A 21366-nucleotide genomic window follows, 5' to 3' on the forward strand; every position below is an offset into this window, starting at 1 on the left:
CCGGAGCGCAACCGGCGCCGACCACGGGGGCGACATGGAGCTGGGCGAACGTCTGAAACGCTGGCTGGGTCTGGACTGGGGCTCCCGTCGAATCCTGGCCGGCGAGCCCGTACCCGTCGTGCCCGCGGTGCCGGAGGAGCCCGCCGACAGCCCCGACAACACCGCGATGGCGCTGCTGAGCCTGCCCCGGACCGACGACCTGCGCTCAGCCGCCCTCGCCGACCTGGACACCCGGGACGCGACCTGGTGGATCCGGTTCGACCAGGCACTGCGCCGCCCCGACTTCGCCACGCTCTGGGTGGGCGGCCCGAATCGGCTGGCCAAGGCCCTGCTCGATGGCACGGCCGACGCCCTTGACCTCGTGACGGCCGGCTGCCACGGCGACGGGCGGCTGCGCGAGGCCGCCGCGATCCGGCTGGCCGCGCATCCCCGCCCCGCCGCCGTGGCTGTGCTCGCGTTGCGTACCTGCGACTGGGCCCACCAGGTGCGCTCGGCCGCGCAGAGCACCTGCCTGACCATGCTCGCGGGGGTCGGCGAAGACGGACCGCTGCTCGTGACCACCGCCGACCTGGCCGTGGCGCTGGGCGGACGCCTGCACGGCGGCTGGCTGCGCCAGTACCTGGCGGACCTGCTACCCGAGCTGACACCGGAGCAGCTGGCGCCGCTGCTGGCGGCCCGTGCCGACCGGGTGCGACGCGTGGCGTACGAGACGGCCGTCGCACACGACCGGCTCGGCCTCGACCGGCTGCTCACCGCCGCCGAGCGCGACCGCGACACGCTGGTCCGCCGCACCTGCGCCCAGGCGGTGCTGGCCCGGTCGGCCACCGACCTGCCGACCCTGCGCCGCCTGCGTGGCAGCCGCACCGCCCTGGTCCGCGCCGAAGCGGTCCGCCTACTGGCGCGGGCGGGCGAGTTCGACGCCGATGCCGCCCTGACCGACCCGTACCCGCTGGTACGCGAAGTGGCGCAGGCCGCGGTCCGCCGCCGCGGCGGTGACCCGGCCGCACACTACCGCCGACTGGCCGTCGAGCAGCCGCTGTCGCTGCCGATCCTGGCCGGTATCGGCGAGACCGGCAGCGCCGCCGATGCCGACCTGCTCAGTGCGGGCCTCGCCCACCCCGCCGCCCGGGGACGGCTGACGACGCTGCGCGCCATGCGGCGGCTCGGTGCCGTCCCAGCCGAGCCGCTGCGGGCGTTGCTGGCCGATCCGTCTCTGGCGGTGCTGCGGCTGGCCGCGCGCACCCTGGCGGAGCACCCGACGGCGGATCCGGCCCTGCTGCGCGAGCTGACCCGACCCGACCAGCCGGCGACAAGTCGGACCATCGCGTTCCGGCTGCTGTCGGCGCTCGACCTGTGGTGGGCCCTGGAGACGGCGCTGAGCTGGCTGGACGACCCCGATCCGGAGATCCGGGACCTGGCCCTGGACGCCGCCCGAAGGTGGCCGTCCGGCGGACGGCTGCGGCAACCGCCCGCGCCGGTGCTCGCGCGCATCCCGGCCGCGATCGACCGGGCCGAGCCCGTCCTCGGTCGGCCGCACGCGGACATGCTGCGCTTCATCGCCCGAGTCGGCGACCACGGGACACGCTGACGGTTGCCGCACCCGTGTGGGGTCGTGCGCACAACCCCACCCGGGTGAGCCACGGGCCTGGGTGGCCCCTCGGACGCGTCAGAAGCCCTTGAACACTCGCCGCAGCAGGTCCAGGTCGGCCGCGCCCTCCGTCTCGACCCCGGCCGGGGTGTACTCCGGCGACAGGCGCCCGACGACCAGGCGCAGCCACGCCTCGGCCGGGATGTGCAGCACACCGTCCGGCTGCTCGGGCACGTCACCGAGCAGCACCGGGTCGGCCAGGTGCAGGCCGAGGACGCGGTGCGGCTCGGTCAGGTCCACCCGCAGCTTCGCCTCGCGCCCCTCCAGCGCGGCGGGCTTGGCCAGCCAGGCGAACATGCCGCCGGTGAAGCCCAGCAGCAGCGGCACCGCCTCGGGGTGCAGGGTCGCCGCCGGGTCGGTGCCGACGCGCACGTCCCACGAGTGGAAGGTGAACTCGCTCAGCCGCAGCCCGGCCGAGGTGGCCACGTCGACCGGGGCGGGCAGGAAGCCCAGGTCGACGCGCAACTCCTTGCGGGTGGCGGGGTCGAGTTCCTCGTACCGGCGCAGCATCTTCTCGTTGGCGGTCACGTACGCGGCGGCGCGCTCCGTGCGCGACATCGCGTCCCAGCGCGCCCACACGCCCCGGTTGAACTCGATCCCCTTGTTGGGCTCGCCCGCCAGAGCCGCCTCCAGCGTGGCCAGGTGGATCTCGGCCCCGCTGCCCAGGTGGCTGAGCACCTGCGACACGTCCCACTCGGCGGCACCGGACGATCCGGCCAGGCCGTCCTCGCCGAGCCCGGCCACGATGGGGGCGAGGTGGTCGTATCCGGACCGCAGCGCGGCGATCGCCGCGTCGGCGTTGCTGGTCATCAGGTCTCCCTCGTTCGATCACGCTTCCGCCAGGCACCAACCCGCGGTCGCGGTGCGGCATTCCGCCCCGGTCGCCGGGTTTGACCGGAGCCACCGGCCGGGTATCCCACCAGCATGAACACCAAACCGACCTGGCGGCCGCACGAGCGCGAGGGCGAGTTGAGCACCGCCGAGCGCAACGATCTGCCCGAGAGCGTGTTCGCGATCCCGGACAAGCGGAAGCTGCCGCTGACCGACGCCGACCACGTCCGCAATGCGCTGGCCCGGTTCGACCAGATGAAAGACGTGAACGACGACGACCGAGACCTCGCGTTCGCCAACATCCGGGCCGCGGCGAAGCACTACGACGTGGACATCGCCGAGACCGGTTGGCGCCAACTCGGCCGCAAGCCGCACACGGCCAACCCGGCGAGCCGCTGACGGCGCGCGGCCCCGCCGACGGCGCTCAGACGTCGGCGCCCTCGACCCTGGACGCGGCCAGTTCGCACACGGCGACCAGGCGCCAGGTGATCTCGTCGGCGTAGCGCCAGAGCACGTCCTCGCAGTCGGGCAGGGTCCAGCCGAGCCCGCTCGCGGCGTCGACGAGGCCGTCGGCGTAGCTGGCGAGTTCGTCGAGGGTGGGTTGGCGGTCGTCGGGGGCGAGCAGGTCCCCGACGCGGGCGGTGAGCTGGTCAAGCAGGGCGCGCAGTCCGGCGTCACGGGCGGCGGCGGCCCGGCCCGCGTCGCCTAGGCGGCGGGCGTAGCGGTCGAGCACGAAACGTGCCAGCTCTGCTTCGGGCAGGTCGCGATCCATGCGGCGAGGCTGGTCCATGCGGGCGAGGCTAGGGGCGACTGGCGCCGGTGCCAACACCGTAGAGCGTTACAGAATGGCGAACCATCCGATCAGCCGGTCCGACCATGGCCGACCGGCTGCCTCGTCCAGACGCGACGGTGGGAGTGCGGGCCGGTCGGAGCCGGGCAAGGAAAAAGCTCGTCGGGCGACCACGGGGGAAGTCGTCCGACGAGCGTGCCTTCACTATACGCCCCGGATGGCGTTGTGGCGCAAGGGGTCCGTTGCGCACGGCTGCGGTTGACGTGAGCTGCCAAATCGACCCGCATCGAGGCACCCGGGACGCCCGGCCGTAATTGGTTTGAAACCTGTCGGGGGGCCATCGCATGCTGGGGCCAGCACAAACTCGGCTGGGGGCCCTTTCATGCGACTTCTTCGTGACCTTTGGGCCACCTCGCCCCGCCGCACCCTGGTGGTGGCGATCCTGATCGTGGCCGGTGCCGCCTGCGCGGCGACCGCCTCGGCCCTGGCCGGACCGGTGCTGGTCGACCGCTCCCCGCTCGCCTTCGCAGCGCTGGCCGTCTCCCTGACCGTCGTCGTGCTCGGCGACCTCGTGGTCGGCCTGATCATGGCCAGACTCACCGCCGACTGGGCCGCCGACGTGCGCCGCCGCCTGTGCCGGGTGGCGTTCGGGCAGAGCCTGCCCACGCTGGAGGTCACCCCGGTCGGCGAACTGCTCGACCGGATCGACGGCGACGTGTACCAGGTCGCCTCCCAGCTGCGCAGCAGCGGCATCCGGATCGCGCAGGCCGCCTCGGTCGGGCTGCTGTCGACGGTGACCGCGCTGTTCGTGTGGTGGCCCGCCGGCGTGGCGATGCTCGTGCTCACCGCGGTGCTCGGCTACTCGCTGCGCGAACCCGCCCAGCGCATCGCCCCGGCCCGGATGGACGAGGAAGAGGCCTGGTCGGATCTGGCGGCGGTGATGGAGGAGTCCGTCCACGGGCAGGACGACGTGCGCACCAGCCTCGGCCGCCCGTACGTGCTGCGCCTCTACGCCCGCCGCGCCGCCGAGGTGCTGACCCGTGGTCGCCGCGTGTGGCGGCTGTCGTCCCGGGTCACCACCATCGCCTCCGGCGCGACCCGCGTCGGCATCGGCGCCGTGGTGCTCGGCGGAGTCTGGGCGCTGACCACCGGGCGCGTCGACACCGCCCAGTTGACCGGCATCTGGCTGCTGGCGCTGGCCTTCGGCGGCACCGTCGAACAGGTCAGCCGCATGCTGCCCGAGCTGCAGTACGCCCTGGGCGCCTGGGCGCGGGTGCAGCTGCTGCGCGACGTGACGCAGGAGCCGACCGGCGGTGCCCCGCCCAGCGCGGGCGACATCGCCGTACGCGGGCTGACCTTCCGGTACGCCGCCGACGCGCATCGGCCCGCGCTGCGTGACGTCGACCTGACGTTCGCACCGGGGCGGTCGTACGCGCTGGTGGGCCGGACCGGATCGGGCAAGTCCACCCTGGCCAAGGTGCTCACCCGGGCCGTCGACGTGCCGCGCGGCACGGTGACCCTCGGCGGCGTCGACCTGCTGGACCTGGACCTGGAGGCGCTGCGCCGCTGGATCGCCGTGGTGCCGCAGCGCACCGAGATCCTGGCCGGCACCCTGGCCGAGAACATCGCCCTGTTCGACCCGGCCCTGACCGGCGCCGCCGAGCGCGCCGTCGAGGAGCTGGGCCTGACCGCCTGGGTGGCGACCCTGCCCGACGGCCTGCAGACCCGCCTCGGCGAGGGCGGCCATGTGCTGTCGGCCGGGCAGGAGCAGCTGGTCGCGTTCGCCCGGGTGCTGGTACGCGACCCGCGCGTGCTCATCCTCGACGAGGCCACCGCCCGGCTCGACCCGGTCACCGAGGGCCAGGTGCAGCGCGCCGCCGAACGGGTGATGCGCGGGCGCATCGGCATCGTCATCGCCCACCGGCTGTCGTCGGTGCGCGCCTGCGACGAGGTCGTGGTGCTGGCCGACGGCGAGGTGGTCGAGTCCGGGCCGCTGCGCGAGTCGCGCCGCTTCGCCCAACTGCTGGCCAGCAGCCGGATCGGCCTGGCCGACCCCGTCGACACCGCCGCCGTCCCCACTCAGGTCGGCGGCGGACTCGTGCTGGCCACCGAGTACGGCCTGGACGGCGCGCGCACCGCGACGGCCGTACTCGACGAGGAGATCGTCGCCCCCGACTCACCCGCGGCCCTGGTCGACGAGCCCGACGCCACCCCGCCGCCGAAGGCCGACCCGCCGCCCCTGCCCCCGGCTCCGCGCGTACGCACGCTGCGCGAGATCTACCGGCTGATGGTCAACGACCCGCGCTTCGGCCTCGGCTCGGTGCTGCTGTTCCTGGTCATGGTCCTGCTCGGCCTCGACGGGGCCGTTCTGCCCTGGTTCTGGGCCGACCTGGTCGACGGCACCGGCAGCCCGTGGTGGCCCGCGCTGGGCATCAGCGCGGCGCTGGTGCTCACCGTCCCGACGACGTACTTCACCGCGATCTGGTTCCCGGAGTGGTGGGTGCGGCAGATGCTGCGCATCAACCTGCGGCTGGTGCACGGCCAGACCGGGCCCCGCCGGGTCAGTACGCACACCCCGGCCGAGGTCGTGGCCCAGGGCGGCGACAACGAGCGGGTGGTGATCCTGGCCGACAACCTGATTGACCAGTTCATCTGCGTGATCGCGATCAGCGCGATGACGCTGGTGTCCGGCTCGTTCGTGCCCGGCCTGTTCTTCGCGGGCACGATGCTGGTGTCGGGGCTGACCGCGGCGCTGTTCGGCCCGGTGCTCAAACGGTCGGCGGCCAAGACCGTCGAGGCGCGGGCCGCCTTCGCCACGTTCCTGGTGTCGTCGCTGTCGTCGGCGCGCACGGTCAAGCTCGCCGGGGCGACCCGGCCGGTGCTGACCCGCCTGGCCGACCTGGACACCGTCCGCAGCGACAGGCAGCGCCGCGAGATCGCCACGCAGGTGTGGTCACGCTCGACCCCGGCGATCCTCAGCGGCCTGCTGCCGATCGGCGCCTGGGCGCTGTACATGGCCGGGCAGCTTCCGGCCGCCACCACGCTGATCGTGGTGTCGACGCTGGGCGCGGCGCGCTGGTTCGCCTGGACCACCGCTTCGCTGCTGTCGCAGCTGCCCTCGGCCCGGGTGTGGACTGGACGGACCGTCGCCATGGCGGGCACCGACGCGTACTCCGCGTCCGTGCCCGGCGTCGACATCTCGGCGGGCACCGCCCCCGGCCCGCAGGCCGCGCCCCGGCATCCGCTGCGGCGACTGGACCTGACCGGGTTCACCGCCGTACACGAGGACGGCACCGTCGGGGTGAGCGACATCGACCTGACCGTGGGCCGCGGCGAGCTGGTGCTGGTCGTGGGTCCGGTCGGCTCGGGCAAGTCGTCGCTGCTGCGGGCGCTGGCCGGGATCGTGCACCATCGCGGGGCGCTGTCCTGGAACGGCGACCAGGTCACCGAGCCGGAGCTGTTCCTGCGCCCCAACCAGGTCGGCTACGTGGCGCAGCTGCCCCGGGTGCTGTCCGGCACGGTCAGCGACAACATCCGGCTGGGCCACGACGTCAACGCGGCCGCGGCCGTCGCCACGGCGCAGCTCGAACACGACCTGGCGGCGGCGGGCAGCGGCCTGGAGCTGCTGATCGGGCACAAGGGCACCCGGCTGTCCGGCGGGCAGCTGCAGCGCCTCGCGCTGGCCCGCGCGTTGGCGCCGGGCACCGAGCTGCTGCTGGCCGACGACGTCTCCTCGGCGCTGGACGTCACCACCGAGCTGGCGCTGTGGGACGCGCTGCGCGGCTCGGGCGTGACCGTGGTCGGTTCGACGTCCAAGCGCGCCGCGCTGGCCCAGGCCGACCGGGTGCTGGTGCTGAGCGGCGGTCGCCCGATGGCACAGGGCACCTGGGCCGAGCTTGAGGACCGCTGGGGCCACCTGGCGGGCTGACGTCGACGAGGTTTCGAAAATACATCGATGGACGTCAGCATTCACGGCCGATAGCCTGCTGCGAGCAGCGTCCCACGCCGACTGATCCGCCGCGCTTCACCACGGCGTCACATCACTGTCCCCGCCCGGACAGCGAGTGCCTCCACGCTGCTGTCGATCCTGCCAGGAGGCGTGATGCAGACAGCGAATCTCATCGTCAACCCCGGTGCCGACGCGACCAGCGGCGGCACCGGGACCCCCAGCCCGGTCAGCGGGTGGACCACGGTGGAGGGTGTCGCCGCGATCGTCGCGTACGGCACCAGCGGTTATCCGACCTCGACCAGCCCCGGACCGGCCGACCGGGGCGCGAACTTCCTCAGCGGCGGCGACTCCGCCCGCACCCGGCTCAGCCAGACGATCACGCTGCCGCTGACGGCGCAGATCGACGCGGGCACGGTGCGGTTCGACACCGGCGGCTGGCTGGGCGGCTACGCCGCTCAGGACGACGGCGTACGGCTGTCGGTGGAGTTCCTCTCCGCCGCCGGGCAGCCGCTCGCGCTGGTCGTGCTCGGCCCGGTCACCGCCACCGAGCGGGGCGGCGCCACCGGCCTGCTGCAGCGGCGCCAAACCGGCTCCGTGCCGCCGGGCAGCCGTACCGCGCGGGTGCTGCTGCTGTTCACCCGCGACGGCGGCACCGCCAACGACGGCTACGCCGACAGCCTCTGGCTCACGCTGTCGACGGTGTCGCAGACCAGCGCCAACCTGATCACCAACCCGGGCGGCGACACCGGCCCCGGCGGCACCGGCTCGCCCACCACCAGCATCCCCGGCTGGACCCACGTCGAAGGCGGCACGGCCGTCATCTCGTACGCCACCGGCGGCGGCTACCCCACCAGCGGCACCCCCGGCCCGAGCGACCGGGGCGCGAACTTCTTCGGCGGCGGCACCGCCGCCCGCAGCCGACTCGGCCAGACCGTGACCCTGCCCGACCCCGCCGCCATCGACGCGGGCACCACCCGCTACGACGTCGCCGCCTGGCTCGGCGGGTACGCCGACCAGACCGACACGGCACAGCTGTCCGTCGCGTTCCGCAACGCGGCCGGGACGACCCTGGCGACGGTCGTGCTCGGCCCGGTCACCGCCACCCAGCGCGGCAACGCCACCGCGCTGCTGCAGCGCACCGCCACCGGCACCGTGCCCGTGGGCAGCCGCACCGCCCAGGTGGAGCTGCTGTTCACCCGCTCCGGCGGCACCTCCAACGACGGCTACGCCGACTCACTGTCCCTGACCGTCACCCCCGGAGGTGCCTGATGCCCACCCTCGACCGCCGCACCCTGCTGCAGGCCGCGCTGGGCGCGGGCGCGCTCACCACCGCCTGGCCGCTGTTTCGCGAACTCGGACCGCAGGCCGCGTACGCCGCCGCGGCGGCGCTCGGGGCCAGCTGGGACGCCGCCCCGTTCACCGTCGGCGTCGGCTCAGGCGACCCGCTGCCGACCAGCGTCGTGCTGTGGACCCGGCTCGCGCCCGACCCGCTCGCCGACGTGCAGCCGCTGCCCGACATCGTGCAGGTCGACTGGCAGGTCGCCACGGACTCGGCCATGTCGGCGATCGTCGCGTCCGGCTCGGTTCCGGCGTCGGTGACGTTGGGCCACAGTGTGCACGTGGTGGTCGACGGGCTCACCCCTGGTCGGCGGTACTGGTACCGGTTCCGGGCGCTGGGGCAGTACAGCCGGATCGGCCGCACCAAGACCGCCCCGACCGGCTCGGTCGCCTCGGTCCGATTCGCGTCCCTGAACTGCCAGAACTACCAGTCCGGCGAATACCCGGGCATGCGCGACCTGGCCGCCGACACCAACCTCGAATTCGTCGTCCACCTCGGCGACTACGTGTACGAGGGCTCCGAACTCGGCACCGCCTACACCCTGACCGACTACCGCAAACTGCACGCCCTCTACAAGGGCGACCCGCTGCTGCGCGACCTGCACGCCGCGCACCCGTTCTACCTGACCTGGGACGACCATGAGGTCGTCAACGACTACTCCGGCTCACGCGGCGCCGCCACTTTCGTGGCCCGCCGGGCCGCCGCCTACCAGGGCTGGTACGAGCACCTGCCGCTGCGCATCGAGGGCGCCGACTCGGCCCTGCCCGACCCGCAGCTCTACCGGTACCGCCAGTGGGGCGACCTGCTGGAGTTGGTGATCCTGGACCTGCGGCAGTACCGGTCGGAGCAGAACGTCACCGGGGGCAGCATCCTCGGCGCCGCACAGAAGCAGTGGCTCAAGAGCCGGGTCAGCGGCCGCAGCGGCGGCTGGCACTGCTGGGTCAACTCGATCTTCCTGAGCCAGCAGAAGAACCCCGACGGTGGCTATATGTTCACCGACCAGTGGGACGGATTCCGGACCGAACGCACCGAGGTGCTGACGTACGCCCAGCAGGCGGGCATCGCCGACTTCGTCACCATCACCGGCGACTGGCACAGCGCGTTCATCCAGGACGTACGCCCCGACTTCGACAACCTGTCCGCGCCGGTGATCGGCACTGAGTTCGTGGCGCACTCGACCACGTCCGGTGGCTACTCGTCGAGCTGGAATGCCACCAACGGCCCGCGCCTGGGCCAGGTCAACCCGCACCTGCAGTACTTCGAGGGCAACCGCTACGGCTACGACCTGTACGAGGTGACCCCGCAGCGCTGGACCACCCGCCTGCGCGTGGTCGCCGACCGCGCCGACCCCAACGCCACCGTCAGCACCCTGAGCAGCTGGTACGTCGACCGAGGCCGGGCGGGGGCATACGAGGATCCAGCCACGAAGGGTTCGGCGGCGCAGTACCGCCGCAACCCGTAGCGGCACTGATGACGAGAGGTCCCGGTCGTTCCGGCCGGGACCCTCGACCCAGGCGGACCACATGGCACTCTTCCTACCGGGCAAGACCCGTTGCGCTGTATGCGACGAGGCCGTCCATTCCGACCAGGAGCCGGTGATGTTCCCGCAGGGCCTGTTCGACACCCGATCGCCACTGGCCGGCTTCGACGACGCGGTGGCCCACTACCGCTGCCTGAGCACGACCGAGACCGGCCGCCGCGCCGTCCACGAACTCCGCGAGTTCCTCGACGACCGGGTGGCGTACGTCCGCAGCAGGAACAAACTCTGATTTCAGCCACACCGCATACGGTGTGATCACACCGTATGCGGTGTAGGTCGTGGACCGATGTTGTCGGGTGGCGACGTCGGCACGGGGCCCGCCGTCATTCGGCCAGTGCGAACTCGAGCTGCTCGACGGCCATCCGCACGGCCGCGCCGACGGCGAACTCGTACTGGAGGTCTACCGAGCGCGGGTGGATGTCGCCGCTGGCGTGGCCGAGCAGTTTGACGTGGAGCGGGCCGACCCTGGCCTCGTGCTCGTCGAGCGCCTTGTGCGCGGCGGCGAGCGTGATCCCCGCGATGGCGGCTGACTCGGCCGTGGACAGCCGGGGCGCCGGTGTGGCGTTCGCGAAGTCGTCGGCCAGCGTCACGCGACGCGCGGCGGCGGGCGCGACCTCGATGCTCACCGCCGCCTCCGACCAGCCGTCGTCGGACACCGGGTTCGTCAGCCGCACCACCGGCCCGGTCTCGGTGAAGGTCACCCACTCGGTGACCATGCGATGCGGAAGCCGTCCGATCGCCTCGCGGATCGCCCGGCTGGTCGCCGCCTGCATCGCTCCCCAACCCGAATCGACGACGTGCAGGTAGTGCTTGACCAGCACCACGCGCAACGGTCCGGTGCGGTACTCCTCATGGGCAAGGGTGTGTCGGGCGCCCTTGAGTGCTCCGGCGGTCAACTCGGCCACCCACTCCTGGTTGGCGAGGTCCTCCCGCAGGAACTCGACGTGGGGGCCGCGCGCATCGATGAAGTCGTCGGCGACGGCGAGGCTGCTCTCAGCTGCGGGCTCGACGTCGACCGTGACCCTGACGCCCTGGTAGCAACCGATCATCGGCCGGTTCGTGACCCTCACCATCGCCGCAGCGTAGCGAACGCTTGGCGTTAAGAAGGGCCCCTTCTACCACGCATTGCGATAAGAAGGGGCCCTTCCTTACCTGGGGTCAGGCGAAGGAGTAGCGGAGGAGGACGTAGACGTCGGCGGTGGGGTCGCGGCGGACCACGTCGTCGTCGGCGGGCAGGGTGATGGTGGCGGTGGCGGGGTCGTCGGCGAGGCCGTCGGTGAGGGCGGTGGCCAGGGCGGGCGGGGCCTGGGCGGCCAGCAGGTCGGTGCCGTCGACGGCGTACAGGTCGACCTTGTCGATCTGGACCGTCTCGTCCTTGGCGAAGTAGGGCAGGTGGACCGGGGTCAGCTCGGCGGTGAAGTCGGCCTCGCCGGTGGTGAAGGCGTGCCACTGGGCCGGGAAGTCCTGGCGCAGGCTCAGCAGGCGGACCAGGCCCGAGGTCGACGCCTCGGTGACCAGTTCCTCGACCCGGTCGACGGCCTTGCCGCGCAGCTGGGCGCCGCCCTCGCGGGCGGTGTAGCGGATGGTCAGTACGACGTCGGAGACGGTGCCGTAGTCGAACTGCCGGTACTTCGCGGGCAGTTCCAGGCGCCAGGTGCCGACCGCGCCGCAGCCCTCGAACGGCAGGAACCGCTCGTCGCGCAGGTTGGTCTCGAACAGGCCACTGTCGGCGCTCGCGCCACTGGTCACCACCGACTGGACGGTGCCCTCATAGTCCAGGAACCGGCCGTCCTCACCGGACTGGCGGGTGTACTCGCCCTCGCTCAGCAGCGCCGAGGTGCGCACCGAGCTGCGCAGCAGCGACGCGGTGGCGTGCACGCTGGTGTAGGGCCCGGTCACCGCCGGGATCGTCACGCCCACGCTCTTGATGCGGCGCAGGTAGTGGCCGGGGGTGTCCAGGTCGTACAGCCATTCGGGGACGGAGAACTCGCAGGTGCCGGTGGCCCGCAGGCGCAGCAGCGCCACCGGGTCGAGCTGGGCCAGCGAGACGTGCTTGGTCAGCTCGTACTCGCGCTTGTTGTGCTCGTGGTAGGCCAGCTCCATCCGCTTGACGTCGAGGTAGAGCGCCTCACCGGACAGCAGGCCCTTGCGGCCGCCGTCCCAGTAGTCGAACCGGACGAACGACTGGCCGTCCAGCTCGGGGCGCATCAGCTCGCGCTTCATCGTCTGCTCGGCCTTGCGGGCCAGGTCCGAGGCCATCCGGTACGCGTCGAAGTAGCGGCGCGACAGTTCGCCCTGCATCCAGTGGTACAGGTCGGTGCCGGTGAACTTCTCCGCCAGGTACGCGTCGACCGCCTTGGCGTTTTCGATCTGCGCCTTGTGCGTCTCGTACTCGTGCCGGGTGATCTGCTCGCGCAGCAGCGCGCCGACGATCTGGCGGCCGTTCTGCATCAGCTCGTGCGCGGCGGCGTTGCTCTGCTGGATCCAGTCGCCCACCCGCCGCTCGTACCCGGCGATGCGGGCGACCCGGTTGCCCTGGTAGGTCTCGGCGTCGCCCTCGGCGCGGTCCTTGCCGGCCAGGATACGGCCGACGGCGGACAGGGCCGGGCCGCCGAACTCCAGGTGCCCGCCCATGCCCCAGAACGCGAAGTCGACACCGAGGTTGGGCAGCATGCCCAGGACTCCGAACAGCTCGTCCTTGTCCGTGGCGCTCTTCTGCTTGGACCGCGCGGCGGGCTGGTGCACGTTGAGTTCGGTGTGCTCGTTGGCGATCAGGCGCAGCCGTCCGGCGCCGGCCGCGCCGCTGTCGGACTTGGGGTCGGCGTTGCCGAACAGCGGCGGCGGGTTGTCGTCCTCCAGCGCCACGTCCTTGCCGTAGCTCTCGACCAGGTTGCCGTACACCTCGTCGAAGTTCTCCTCGGTCAGCTCGGCCCGGGTCAGCGTGACCGTGCGCAGCTGCTCCAGCGCCTGGGCGTTGCCGCCCAGCAGCAGCTGGAAGTGCCGGTACCGGTCGAAGATCGCCGCCCGGGTGCGCAGCAGCCCGGCGGCGGGCTCCTCGGCGTCCTTCCACTGCAGGAACTTGACGTCGCGCAGCCGCTCCTGCACGGCGATGTCCTGGGTCTGACGCAGCCGGGCCAGCGCCTCGGCGTCCTTCTTCTCCAGCGCCGACAGCAGCGTGCCGCCCAGCGAGCGCACCTCGCTCGCCAGTTCGAGCGACTTGCTCAGCATCAGCGAGGCGCGCACCGGCGACAGCGGCTGGTGCAGGCCCGCGACCAGCGAGCCGATGTCGATGCCCGCGGCGGCGGCCTTGACCAGCATGCCGGGGTCCAGCGGCGGGTCGAACAGGGCGAGCTGGCGCACCACCCCGGCGATGTTCATACAGTTGCGGATCTTGAACAGCCGGTCGGCGACGGTGTCCCAGTACGTCATCAACTTGTCGTTGTGCGGCACGCAGAAGTACGGCGTGGTGCCCAACCCGAACAGCGGCCCGGACGACTCGCCCCCGCCGGTGCCCGACGGCAGCACCAGGTTGAACGGGAACGTGCCTTCGAGGGTCACCTGCGCGTTGCTGAACGGGTCCAGCTTGGCGGCCTTGAGCTGCCGGTAGTTGCGCGGCCGGACCACCCCGCGCGGCGGCACCTGCTGCGGGCGCGGGCCGAGGATGTTGGCGGCCAGGACATACAGCTGCGTGGCCTCGTTGATGGTCTCGATGGTGTCCTGCTGGAACAGGCTGTCGCCCCAGGCGATCAGGTTGTCCAGGTAGCGCATGACGACCCAGTACTCGTAGGCCATCGGGCGGGTGCGGGCGACCGCGTGCGGCTGGAACGGGTTCTTGCGCACCGCCTCGTACCCGGCGAGGATCAGCTCCTTCTCGGCCTTCTCCGCCGCGGTGCACTGGTCGGCGGGCTTGCCCAGCAGGTTGAGCAGCTCCTCGATCTGCTTTCCGCCCACGCCCTGCCGGAACCGCAGGAACCGCCAGTAGCGCTCCGGCGCGGGCTTGGACACGTCGTCGGTGGTCGGGTCGAACACGAAGTGGAACCAGCGCTGCGCCTCCGGGTACCGGCCGACCGACGACAGGTGCGCGGCGACCAGCGTCGGCACGTGGAAGAACAGCTCCCAGTTGTAGTTGGCGTACGATCCGCTCTCGGCCACGTCGAGGTTCTTGTCGTGGTACGACACCCGCACCGTGTTGTCGGCCACCACCGGCGAGTAGTTGGCGGAGAAGAACGCCTCGTGCATCGCCTCGTGCGCCTTGACGTCGAGCATCCCGGCGGTGGACCCCTGGTTCAGCAGCTCCACCAGCTTGTCGACGTACGGGTGGAAGTGGTTGTCGAAGTCGTAGGAGATCCGCATCTCTTGCGCCAGCAGCACCTCCGTCGCCTTTACGTGCTTGGTCACCTGGTAGTCGTGGAAGCCGACGTCGGTGTACTTGGCCATTGCCCGCTCCTCAGCGCAGCCCGGGCGCCTGCTGGGCGCCGATGGAGTTGGCGGCGCCGACGGCGCGGCCGTTGAACATGACGGTGGACTTGTCCAGCAGGCCGGTGCGGATGGTGTGCTCCTGCAGCACGTCCGTGCGCAGCTTCAGTGGCCCCTCCAGCGGTTCCGGCGGCCGGGGCAGGGTGAACTCCGGGATCACCTCGTAGCGCGGGTCGGGCTTGAGCTTCAGGTTCGGGATCTCGTAGAGCCGGTCGGGGCGCCCGAACCGGACGTGCGGCGGCTTCTGCTCGATCGGCACCCACGACTCGGCCGGGGTGACGTAGAACGCGTGCTGCCGGTCCTGCACGAAGAACGGCGCCTGGAACGGCTCCGCCATGCCGTACTGCATCGGCTGGACCACGCCCGCCAGCGGCGCGCGGTCCAGCACCGTGTGCGCGTCGAGGTCCTTGCCCTTCAACGCCGAAGTCGGGTCCCAGTACGACGCCTTCAGCTTGCCGGACACGACCGTGACGTCCCGGTGGCGCAGCATGAACGCGCTCAACAGCTCCGCGGTGGTAAGCGGCTGCGGGTCCTCGGTGCTGCGGACGGGCATGCTGCGCGGCTGGTACAGCTTGAAGTAGCCACCCGAGCCGCCCGCGTAGTGCACCCGCACCAGCAGCGCGCTGCCCTTCTCCCAGGAGCTGAGCGACAGCTTGGCCCGGTCGAACGTGCCGACGGTGTGGGTGCCCAGCGACAGCGGCTCTTCCGGGTTGGAGGTGCGCGGCGCCTGCCACTTGCCGCCCCAGTACTCGCTCCAGTAGAGCTGGGCGCCCACGGGCGTGGTGGCCGGAGCCGTGGCCAGCGAGCTGATCGGCAGGTTGGCCAGGGTGGTGGTGCCGTCGCCGGAGGCCAGCTTCGGCTGCGTCGCCTGCTGCTGGGCGACCGAGGTCCAGAACAGCAGCAGGCGGCCCTGCCAGATCACCGGCAGCACCGGGGCGTCCTCGATGTCCAGGTTGATGCGCTCCCACGCCGACCAGCTGAGATTGGCCTGGCGGCGGTAGAAGTACTTGCGCCGGGCCCCGGCGGTGCGGCCGATGACGTGCACGACGTCGTCGGCGCGGGTGCCTGACTCGTGCTCCTCGACGTACATGCCGACGATCTCCAGTCGGGCGACCTCGCCGAGCTTCTCCAGGTAGTGGTGCAGCGACTCGGCGGCGGTCTCCTCGGTCAGGTCGGACTGCAGCAGCTCGCTCTCCAGCTCCTTGAAGAACGGCGACTTGTCGTCGCGCAGCACCGGGTCGAGCCAGTTCTCCGGCCACAGGTAGACCTTGCGGTTGGCCTCCCAGACCCGGTATCGCTTCATCCAGTCCCAGCGCTTGGCCTTGATCGAGGAGGCGGCGACCCGGTCCTCCAGGTTCAGCAGGCAGCGCTGCACGAACAGCTGCACCGCCGACAGCGCCAGCCGGATCCGCGAGGTCTGCATGCACGGTTCCATCTCGACGTCGAGCAGGAAGAACTCGAACAGCCGGTCCGGGGTGTCGATGTGGTCGGTCAGCGAAGACTTGCGCATCCGGTCAAGGATCACCGCCACCAGCGCGTCGCGCTGCTGGTCGCGCAGGTCGTCGTTGACGGGGCGCAACACCTCGAACCAGGCGGCGTCGTCGTACTGGGCGCGCAGCGCGCCCTGCAGGTCGCGGACGTTCTGGCCGGTCGGCTCGTTGGTGATCGCGGCCAGCAGCGGCTGGGGCGGTAGCCGCAGCGCCGCGGCGGTCGCGAACACCTCCCGCACCCGCGCGAACGCGGTGACGTCCGACAGCGATGCCGTGGTCAGGCCGAGGTGTGTCAGCACCGCCGCCAGCGCCGTCTCGTCCCAGTGGGTCACCCGGGTGCGCAGCAGCGTGCCGTCGGCCGCCGGCACGCCGGGGTCGGCGAGCACCGCGACCAGGGAGTCGTCGCGCACCTTGAGCTCGGTACGCAGCCGCCCGAACACCAGCACCCGCCGCACGGCCGTGAACAGGGCCTGCGCGGCGGTCAGCCCGGCCGGGCCCGGCTGGGCGACCACCGGCACGTCCGGCAGCCAGCTCGCTCCGCCCGCCAGGGCGAAGTACCGCAGCTCGGCGGTGCTCAGCTGCAGCAGCTCGGCCAGCCCGAACACCTTCAGCAGCCGTAGGTAGGTGCGGGAGAACCGGTCCAGCTGCGCGGCCGGGAACAGGGCGGCGCCAGGGACGACGTCGCGGGCCAGGCCGGGGCTCTCCCAGCGGACGGTGGCCCGTACCGTCGGGTCGGCCGAGGCGACGGTGAGCGCGACCTCGGTGAGCAGCCCCGCGGTCAGCTCGATCGGCTGGGTGTTGCGCCACACTCCGGCGGTCTGGGTGACCGCGACCGGTGCCCCGGCGACGGTCAGCGTGACCGTGCCGGTGGTCTGCACCAGCAGGTGGTAGAAGCCGGACGCGGGCGGGTCCAGGTGCCAGCGGTGCGTGCCGGGCGGCAGCGCGGCCGCCACACCTGGCTGCTCGACACCGAGCAGGTCGTCCACGGCCGGGCCGGTGCCGGTGGCGCCGTGCAGCAGTACCTGGTCCTCCAACAGCGCGCGGGCAGCGGCTGGGGTGGTCTCGGCCAGCGTGGCTATGGTCTGGCGGACCAGGCGCAGTTTCAGCTCGCGGCGCAGCGTCGGCAGGAACGACGCGGTCAGTGCCGCGAACCGGTCGGGCAGCGGGGTGGTCGCGTCGGCGAACGTGTCGTAGAGCGGCCGCAGGTCCGGGTAGCGGGCGAAGAAGGTCGCGTACCCGGCGCGGGTGGCGTCGCGCAGGGCGGTGACGGCCGGGTCGAACCCGGCGGGCATGCCCGGTGCGGCCTGCAGCGCGGTGTGGGCGGCGTCGGTCATGAGGCCGCGGTAGGTCAGCGTCTTGGCGAAGTCGTCATAGGACAGCGCGGACGCCAGCGCGGCCGTGGCGGCTGGCAGGTCGCCGCCGTTGTCGTAGGCCACCGACACGGCCGCCGCGCCGGTGAGCAGCCCGAAGAACGTGTCGGCGGTCGGGGCGCCGTACACCAGGGCGAACTTGGACTTGGCGACCTCGCCGGTCGGGTCCTCGCCGACGGCGTTGTCCCGCTCGATCTGGCCCAGGTCGGCGCGCAGCTGGCGGGCGAAGGCGAGCACGTCGGCCGGGGTGGGCGAAGACTTGCCGGTCGGGTCCTCGTGCCGCAGGAAGTACGCCAGCCGGGGCAGCTTCACGCCTGCCTCGGCGACCAGCCGGGCCAGGGCGACGAACCTCGGCAGCGGCGGGTCGACGGCGGTCAGCGGCCCGAACGGGTCGATGCCGGACAGGTCCCGCAGCGTGACCAGCTCGGCGATGCTCAGCTTGAGCTTGCGGGCCAGATAGGCGTACCGGTAAACCGCCGACACCGTGTCCAGCGTCAGCGGGGTGGCGGCGGTGTAGCCGAGCGCGGCCGCGATCGCGGCGTACTCCCCCGGTGTCACGCCGACGGCGGCGGTGACGCCGACGGTGTGGTCGGCCAGCTTCGCGGTCGCGTCGGTGAGCACCGCGCCGGTCGGGCCGGGCTTGAACGCCGGGTCGAGGTTGAGCACGCCGGGGCTGAGGAACAGCTGGCGGTACAGCGAGTCGGCGCCCCGGGTGCCGATCGGCGCGACGCAGGCCAGCAGCTTGGTCAGCTCCTTCTTCGGCGCGGCGGGCAGCTCGACTGACAGCGCGACCACGTGCGCGAGGCGTTCGGTCAGCGTGGTCCAGCCCTGGTCCAGCTTGGTCAGCGCGGCGGCCGGAGCGTCGGCGGGCTGGGGCAGCTGCGCGGCCGGGTACAGCGCCGCGTACGCCTTGTCGGTCTGGGCGATGGTCCAGCCCAGGGCCCGCTGCAGCCGCACGAACCGGTGCAGCCGGTGCAGGTCCAGCTCGGTCATCCGGTTGGCGGTCATGTCGGCCGGGGCGTGGCGCACCTCGAGCTGGTCGAAGGCGCACAGGTCGGTGCCGCCGTCGGGGTCGACCAGCACCAGCAGCGACATGATCTCGGCGTAGTGCGCCTGCACCCAGCCGGGCACATCGCCGCCGTAGCTCGCGGTGTCCAGGTCGTCGGGCAGCAGCGCGGTGAACGCCGCCGGGGTCAGCGTGCCGCCGTGCAGCGCCTCGATCGCCCCGAAGCCGACGTGCAGTGCCTCGACGTAGGGCAGCAGCCGGGCGGCCGGGTTGACCGCGTCGGTGCGCAGCAGGTCGATGAGCTCCTGGTAGGTCAGGCCGAGCCGCCGGGACAGGGCCTTGGCGTTGCTCAGCTCGGCGATCAGCGCGGCGCCGGTGGCGGTCGAGCCGTACAGGTCGGACAGGCTCAGCGACCCGTCGGTGAGCACCTGGTACGCCTTGCGGGTCAGCCCCAGCCGCTCGATGAGGATGTCGCGCCACGCGTAGGCGCTCGCCGGGCTGCCGCCGGGCGAGGTCAGCGCCTCCGACCGCCGCAACGACGCCATCGCCTGGTGCAGCGGCGTCTCGAACGCGGTCAGGTGCCGCCGCAGCGCCGCCAGCGGTCGGTGGAACGGCAGCGCCACCGGGAACACCGCGTCCTTGAGCGGGGCGTACGCGGCCTCGTTCAGGTGCTGCGGCGCGGCCAGCAGCTGCGGGGTGGTGGTGTCGGCGTCGATGTTGAACCCGGTGAACCCGGTCAGCGACCCGGCCACCGTGTAGTGCTCCAGCACCTCGTTCACCAGATCGATGTACGGCAGCGCGGTGTTGGTGTTCTCACAGGTCAGATCGATCTCGGCGAGATCGGGGCGGCGCGAGAGCAGCACGTCGAGCGGGTTGTCCTTGGTGTAGTTCTTCGGCAGCTCGACCCCGGCCGCGTTGTAGCGACGCAGGTCCAGGAACTGCAGCAGGTCCACCAGGTACGCCGCCGGGCTGAGCACCGAGCGGCAGTGGTCGCAGGAGCAGAAGTCCATCTCCCCGAACAGCTGCTCCAGCGTGGGGTGCACGATCAGGTCGCCGGCGTTCGGGTCGGCCGGGGCGGCGGCCACGGCCGCGAACGCGGTGACGGCGGTCTCCGGCTCGGCCGAGGTCGGCAGCACGGTCAGCGCGGCGCTGCTCTGCCAGGACAGGTACTGCGTGGTCACGTTCAGCACCGCGTGGCGGACCTGCTGCGCCTTGGCGTAGACCAGCTTCGCGGCCTCGGTGCCGCCGACGCCGTCGGCGAACGCGCCGACGAACTCGTCCTCGTCGTACTGGGTGACCGTGTAGGCGGCGTCGATGTCGTTGCGCAGCAGGTGCGCCATGGCCGCGTCCGACGGGCTGATCTGGTAGACGCGCTGCAGGGTGCGCAGCCCGTGCAGCACCGGCTCCTCGACCCGGATGCCGGTGCGGGACAGCCAGCCGTCGACCGGGTGCACGCCGATCTCGAAGTCGCCCGCGTTGGCGGCCAGGAACTCCTGCACGCCCCCGCGCGCCTCGGCCGAGACCGGGATCTCCTCGCGCCGGACCAGGTCGGCCACGACCGCGGTGGGGTGGCTCAGCCGCACCTGGTCGGCGAGCAGGTCCAGGTAGTTGGCGCGCTTGGTGGCGGCGTCGTCGCCCGGGATCCCCTCGGGCACGACCAGTTCCCGCCCGGCAACCTTGTCCCACCCCTCACGCCGGTAGAGCCCCGCCCGGACCAGGTCGGTCGTGGACGACGGGTCGACGGACTCGCGGACCCGGGCGACCAGGGCGGCGTTGTTGACGGTCAGGTCGGCGAGCTGGCTGTCCACCCGCAGCCGGGCGGCGGTGTCCTCGCCGAACACCTCGGCCGCCTGCTTCCAGAACGCCTTCGGCGACGACTGGTGCTCCTGCAGCAGCCGGGCGTAGCGGACCTGCGCCTCACCCTCCAGCCCGGACACCCGCAGCAGTTCGGCCAGCGTGGACGGGCCGGGGTAGGAGTCGTCGTCCAGCAGCTCCTGAGCGCCCAGTTCCCGGACCCGGCCCACCGCGTCGGGGATCATCCGGGCCAGTTCCGGCTCGATCACTCCGGTCTTGGCGGCCTGCTCCCATACCCCGGTCAGCTGCCGCTCGGACAGCCGCCCGACGGCCGAGCCGCTGGTGGGCACCCCGGCCCGGAACAGCGCGTAGTACAGCGGGGCGGGCACCTCGGTGCCGCGGCTGAGCCGCTGCGCGGTCGAGGCCATCGCGACCAGGCGCGCGTCCCACCCGGTCTTGTTCGCCAGGTACGTCAGGTCGGTGCGCTCGTCGTCCTCGCGCAGCTCGGACAGGTCCAGGCCGTCCAGGTGCGTCCGCAGCGCGCCGGTCAGGCGGCCGTGCTCGTCGGCGCGGCCCAGGGTCGCGACCGCGACGGTGACGTCGACGCGCAGCTCCGCGGCGATGTTGTAGCGCACCTCCGAGGCGGCCAGCACCGTCTCGCCCTTGGCGGGCAGCACCCGGACCAGCACGTCCGGGGCGTCACCGGCGCGCAGCGCCTGCTCGAATACGGCGGCGTAGTCGCCCCGGCGGTCGGTGACCGTCTCGGCCAGGACGGTGTCACGGCCGACGGCGACGCCGTACACCAGCACGCGTACGCCGGGCAGCGCCCGCTGCTCGTCGGTGGTGACCGTGCCGTACACCCGGTACGAGCCGGACTCGCCGCCGCCGACCGGCTGCGCGGGCACCTTCGGCGGCGACTGCCCGTCCTCGCGCGCGGGCGGCACCCGCACCTCGGCCGCCGGTGGCACCCTCGTGGTCGGCACCGCCCCGGGCTGCAGGGGCAGCATCAGGGTCGGCTCCTCACCGAGGACGACGGTGGGTTCGTGGTCGGGACCGAGCCGTCTGGCCCGCGCCTGCGCCGCCTGGTCGTCGGGAACCATGCCCGGCTGGTGGTCCATTGAAGCTCCTGTGGT

General features: G+C 72.4%; 11 protein-coding genes. 6 read left to right on the plus strand and 5 right to left on the minus strand.

Annotated features, from left to right (window positions below; all coding sequences use genetic code 11):
• Window positions 1–34 precede the first annotated feature (34 nt).
• Window positions 35–1588, plus strand: a complete 1554-nt coding sequence (locus KUA19_RS32385) for a hypothetical protein (RefSeq protein WP_217402198.1) — start codon at window positions 35–37, stop codon at window positions 1586–1588.
• A 78-nt stretch (window positions 1589–1666) separates the two neighbouring features.
• Here KUA19_RS32385 and KUA19_RS32390 read toward each other — a convergent pair whose 3' ends face one another.
• Window positions 1667–2458: a maleylpyruvate isomerase family mycothiol-dependent enzyme gene (locus tag KUA19_RS32390; protein WP_217402200.1), complete on the minus strand. Its 792-nt coding sequence runs from the start codon at window positions 2456–2458 to the stop codon at window positions 1667–1669.
• 114 nt (window positions 2459–2572) lie between these two features.
• On the opposite strand from KUA19_RS32390, the gene KUA19_RS32395 reads away from it, so the two are divergent.
• The gene (locus KUA19_RS32395) at window positions 2573–2878 is read left to right on the plus strand and encodes a DUF6582 domain-containing protein (protein ID WP_217402202.1); all 306 of its coding nucleotides are present in this window, start codon (window positions 2573–2575) and stop codon (window positions 2876–2878) included.
• A 25-nt stretch (window positions 2879–2903) separates the two neighbouring features.
• Here KUA19_RS32395 and KUA19_RS32400 read toward each other — a convergent pair whose 3' ends face one another.
• Entirely contained in the window at window positions 2904–3269 is a 366-nt protein-coding gene (locus KUA19_RS32400; protein WP_217402203.1) for a DUF6401 family natural product biosynthesis protein, read from the minus strand.
• Between the two features lie 382 nt (window positions 3270–3651).
• Between KUA19_RS32400 and KUA19_RS32405 the strand changes: the two genes are divergently transcribed.
• The 4 genes from KUA19_RS32405 to KUA19_RS32420 all read left to right on the plus strand — a co-directional run bounded on the left by KUA19_RS32405 (window position 3652) and on the right by KUA19_RS32420 (window position 10326).
• Window positions 3652–7197, plus strand: coding sequence for an ABC transporter ATP-binding protein/permease (locus tag KUA19_RS32405; RefSeq protein WP_217402205.1), 3546 nt, complete (start codon window positions 3652–3654; stop codon window positions 7195–7197).
• Between the two features lie 174 nt (window positions 7198–7371).
• The gene (locus KUA19_RS32410; RefSeq protein WP_254550442.1) at window positions 7372–8487 is read left to right on the plus strand and encodes a hypothetical protein; all 1116 of its coding nucleotides are present in this window, start codon (window positions 7372–7374) and stop codon (window positions 8485–8487) included.
• On the plus strand, window positions 8487–10019 hold the full coding sequence (locus KUA19_RS32415) for an alkaline phosphatase D family protein (protein WP_217402207.1): 1533 nt from the start codon (window positions 8487–8489) through the stop codon (window positions 10017–10019). Before KUA19_RS32410 ends, KUA19_RS32415 begins: the two co-directional genes overlap by 1 nt.
• Window positions 10020–10155: 136 nt before the next feature.
• Complete coding sequence (locus tag KUA19_RS32420) at window positions 10156–10326, plus strand: hypothetical protein (protein WP_217402209.1); 171 nt, start codon at window positions 10156–10158, stop codon at window positions 10324–10326.
• A 94-nt stretch (window positions 10327–10420) separates the two neighbouring features.
• Here KUA19_RS32420 and KUA19_RS32425 read toward each other — a convergent pair whose 3' ends face one another.
• The 3 genes from KUA19_RS32425 to KUA19_RS32435 form a co-directional block, all read right to left on the minus strand.
• Window positions 10421–11170: a hypothetical protein gene (locus KUA19_RS32425; protein ID WP_217402211.1), complete on the minus strand. Its 750-nt coding sequence runs from the start codon at window positions 11168–11170 to the stop codon at window positions 10421–10423.
• 85 nt (window positions 11171–11255) lie between these two features.
• Window positions 11256–14534 (minus strand): Tc toxin subunit A-related protein, encoded by a 3279-nt coding sequence (locus tag KUA19_RS32430; RefSeq protein ID WP_217402213.1) that lies wholly within the window; start codon window positions 14532–14534, stop codon window positions 11256–11258.
• A 10-nt stretch (window positions 14535–14544) separates the two neighbouring features.
• Window positions 14545–21351 carry a neuraminidase-like domain-containing protein gene (locus tag KUA19_RS32435; RefSeq protein WP_217402215.1) on the minus strand — a complete coding sequence of 2269 codons (6807 nt, stop codon included), beginning with the start codon at window positions 21349–21351 and terminating at the stop codon, window positions 14545–14547.
• Between the last annotated feature and the right edge of the window lie 15 nt (window positions 21352–21366).

Origin of the sequence: Catellatospora tritici (assembly GCF_019083965.1) — a bacterium.
In the GTDB taxonomy this organism is placed as follows: Bacteria; Actinomycetota; Actinomycetes; order Mycobacteriales; family Micromonosporaceae; genus Catellatospora; species Catellatospora tritici.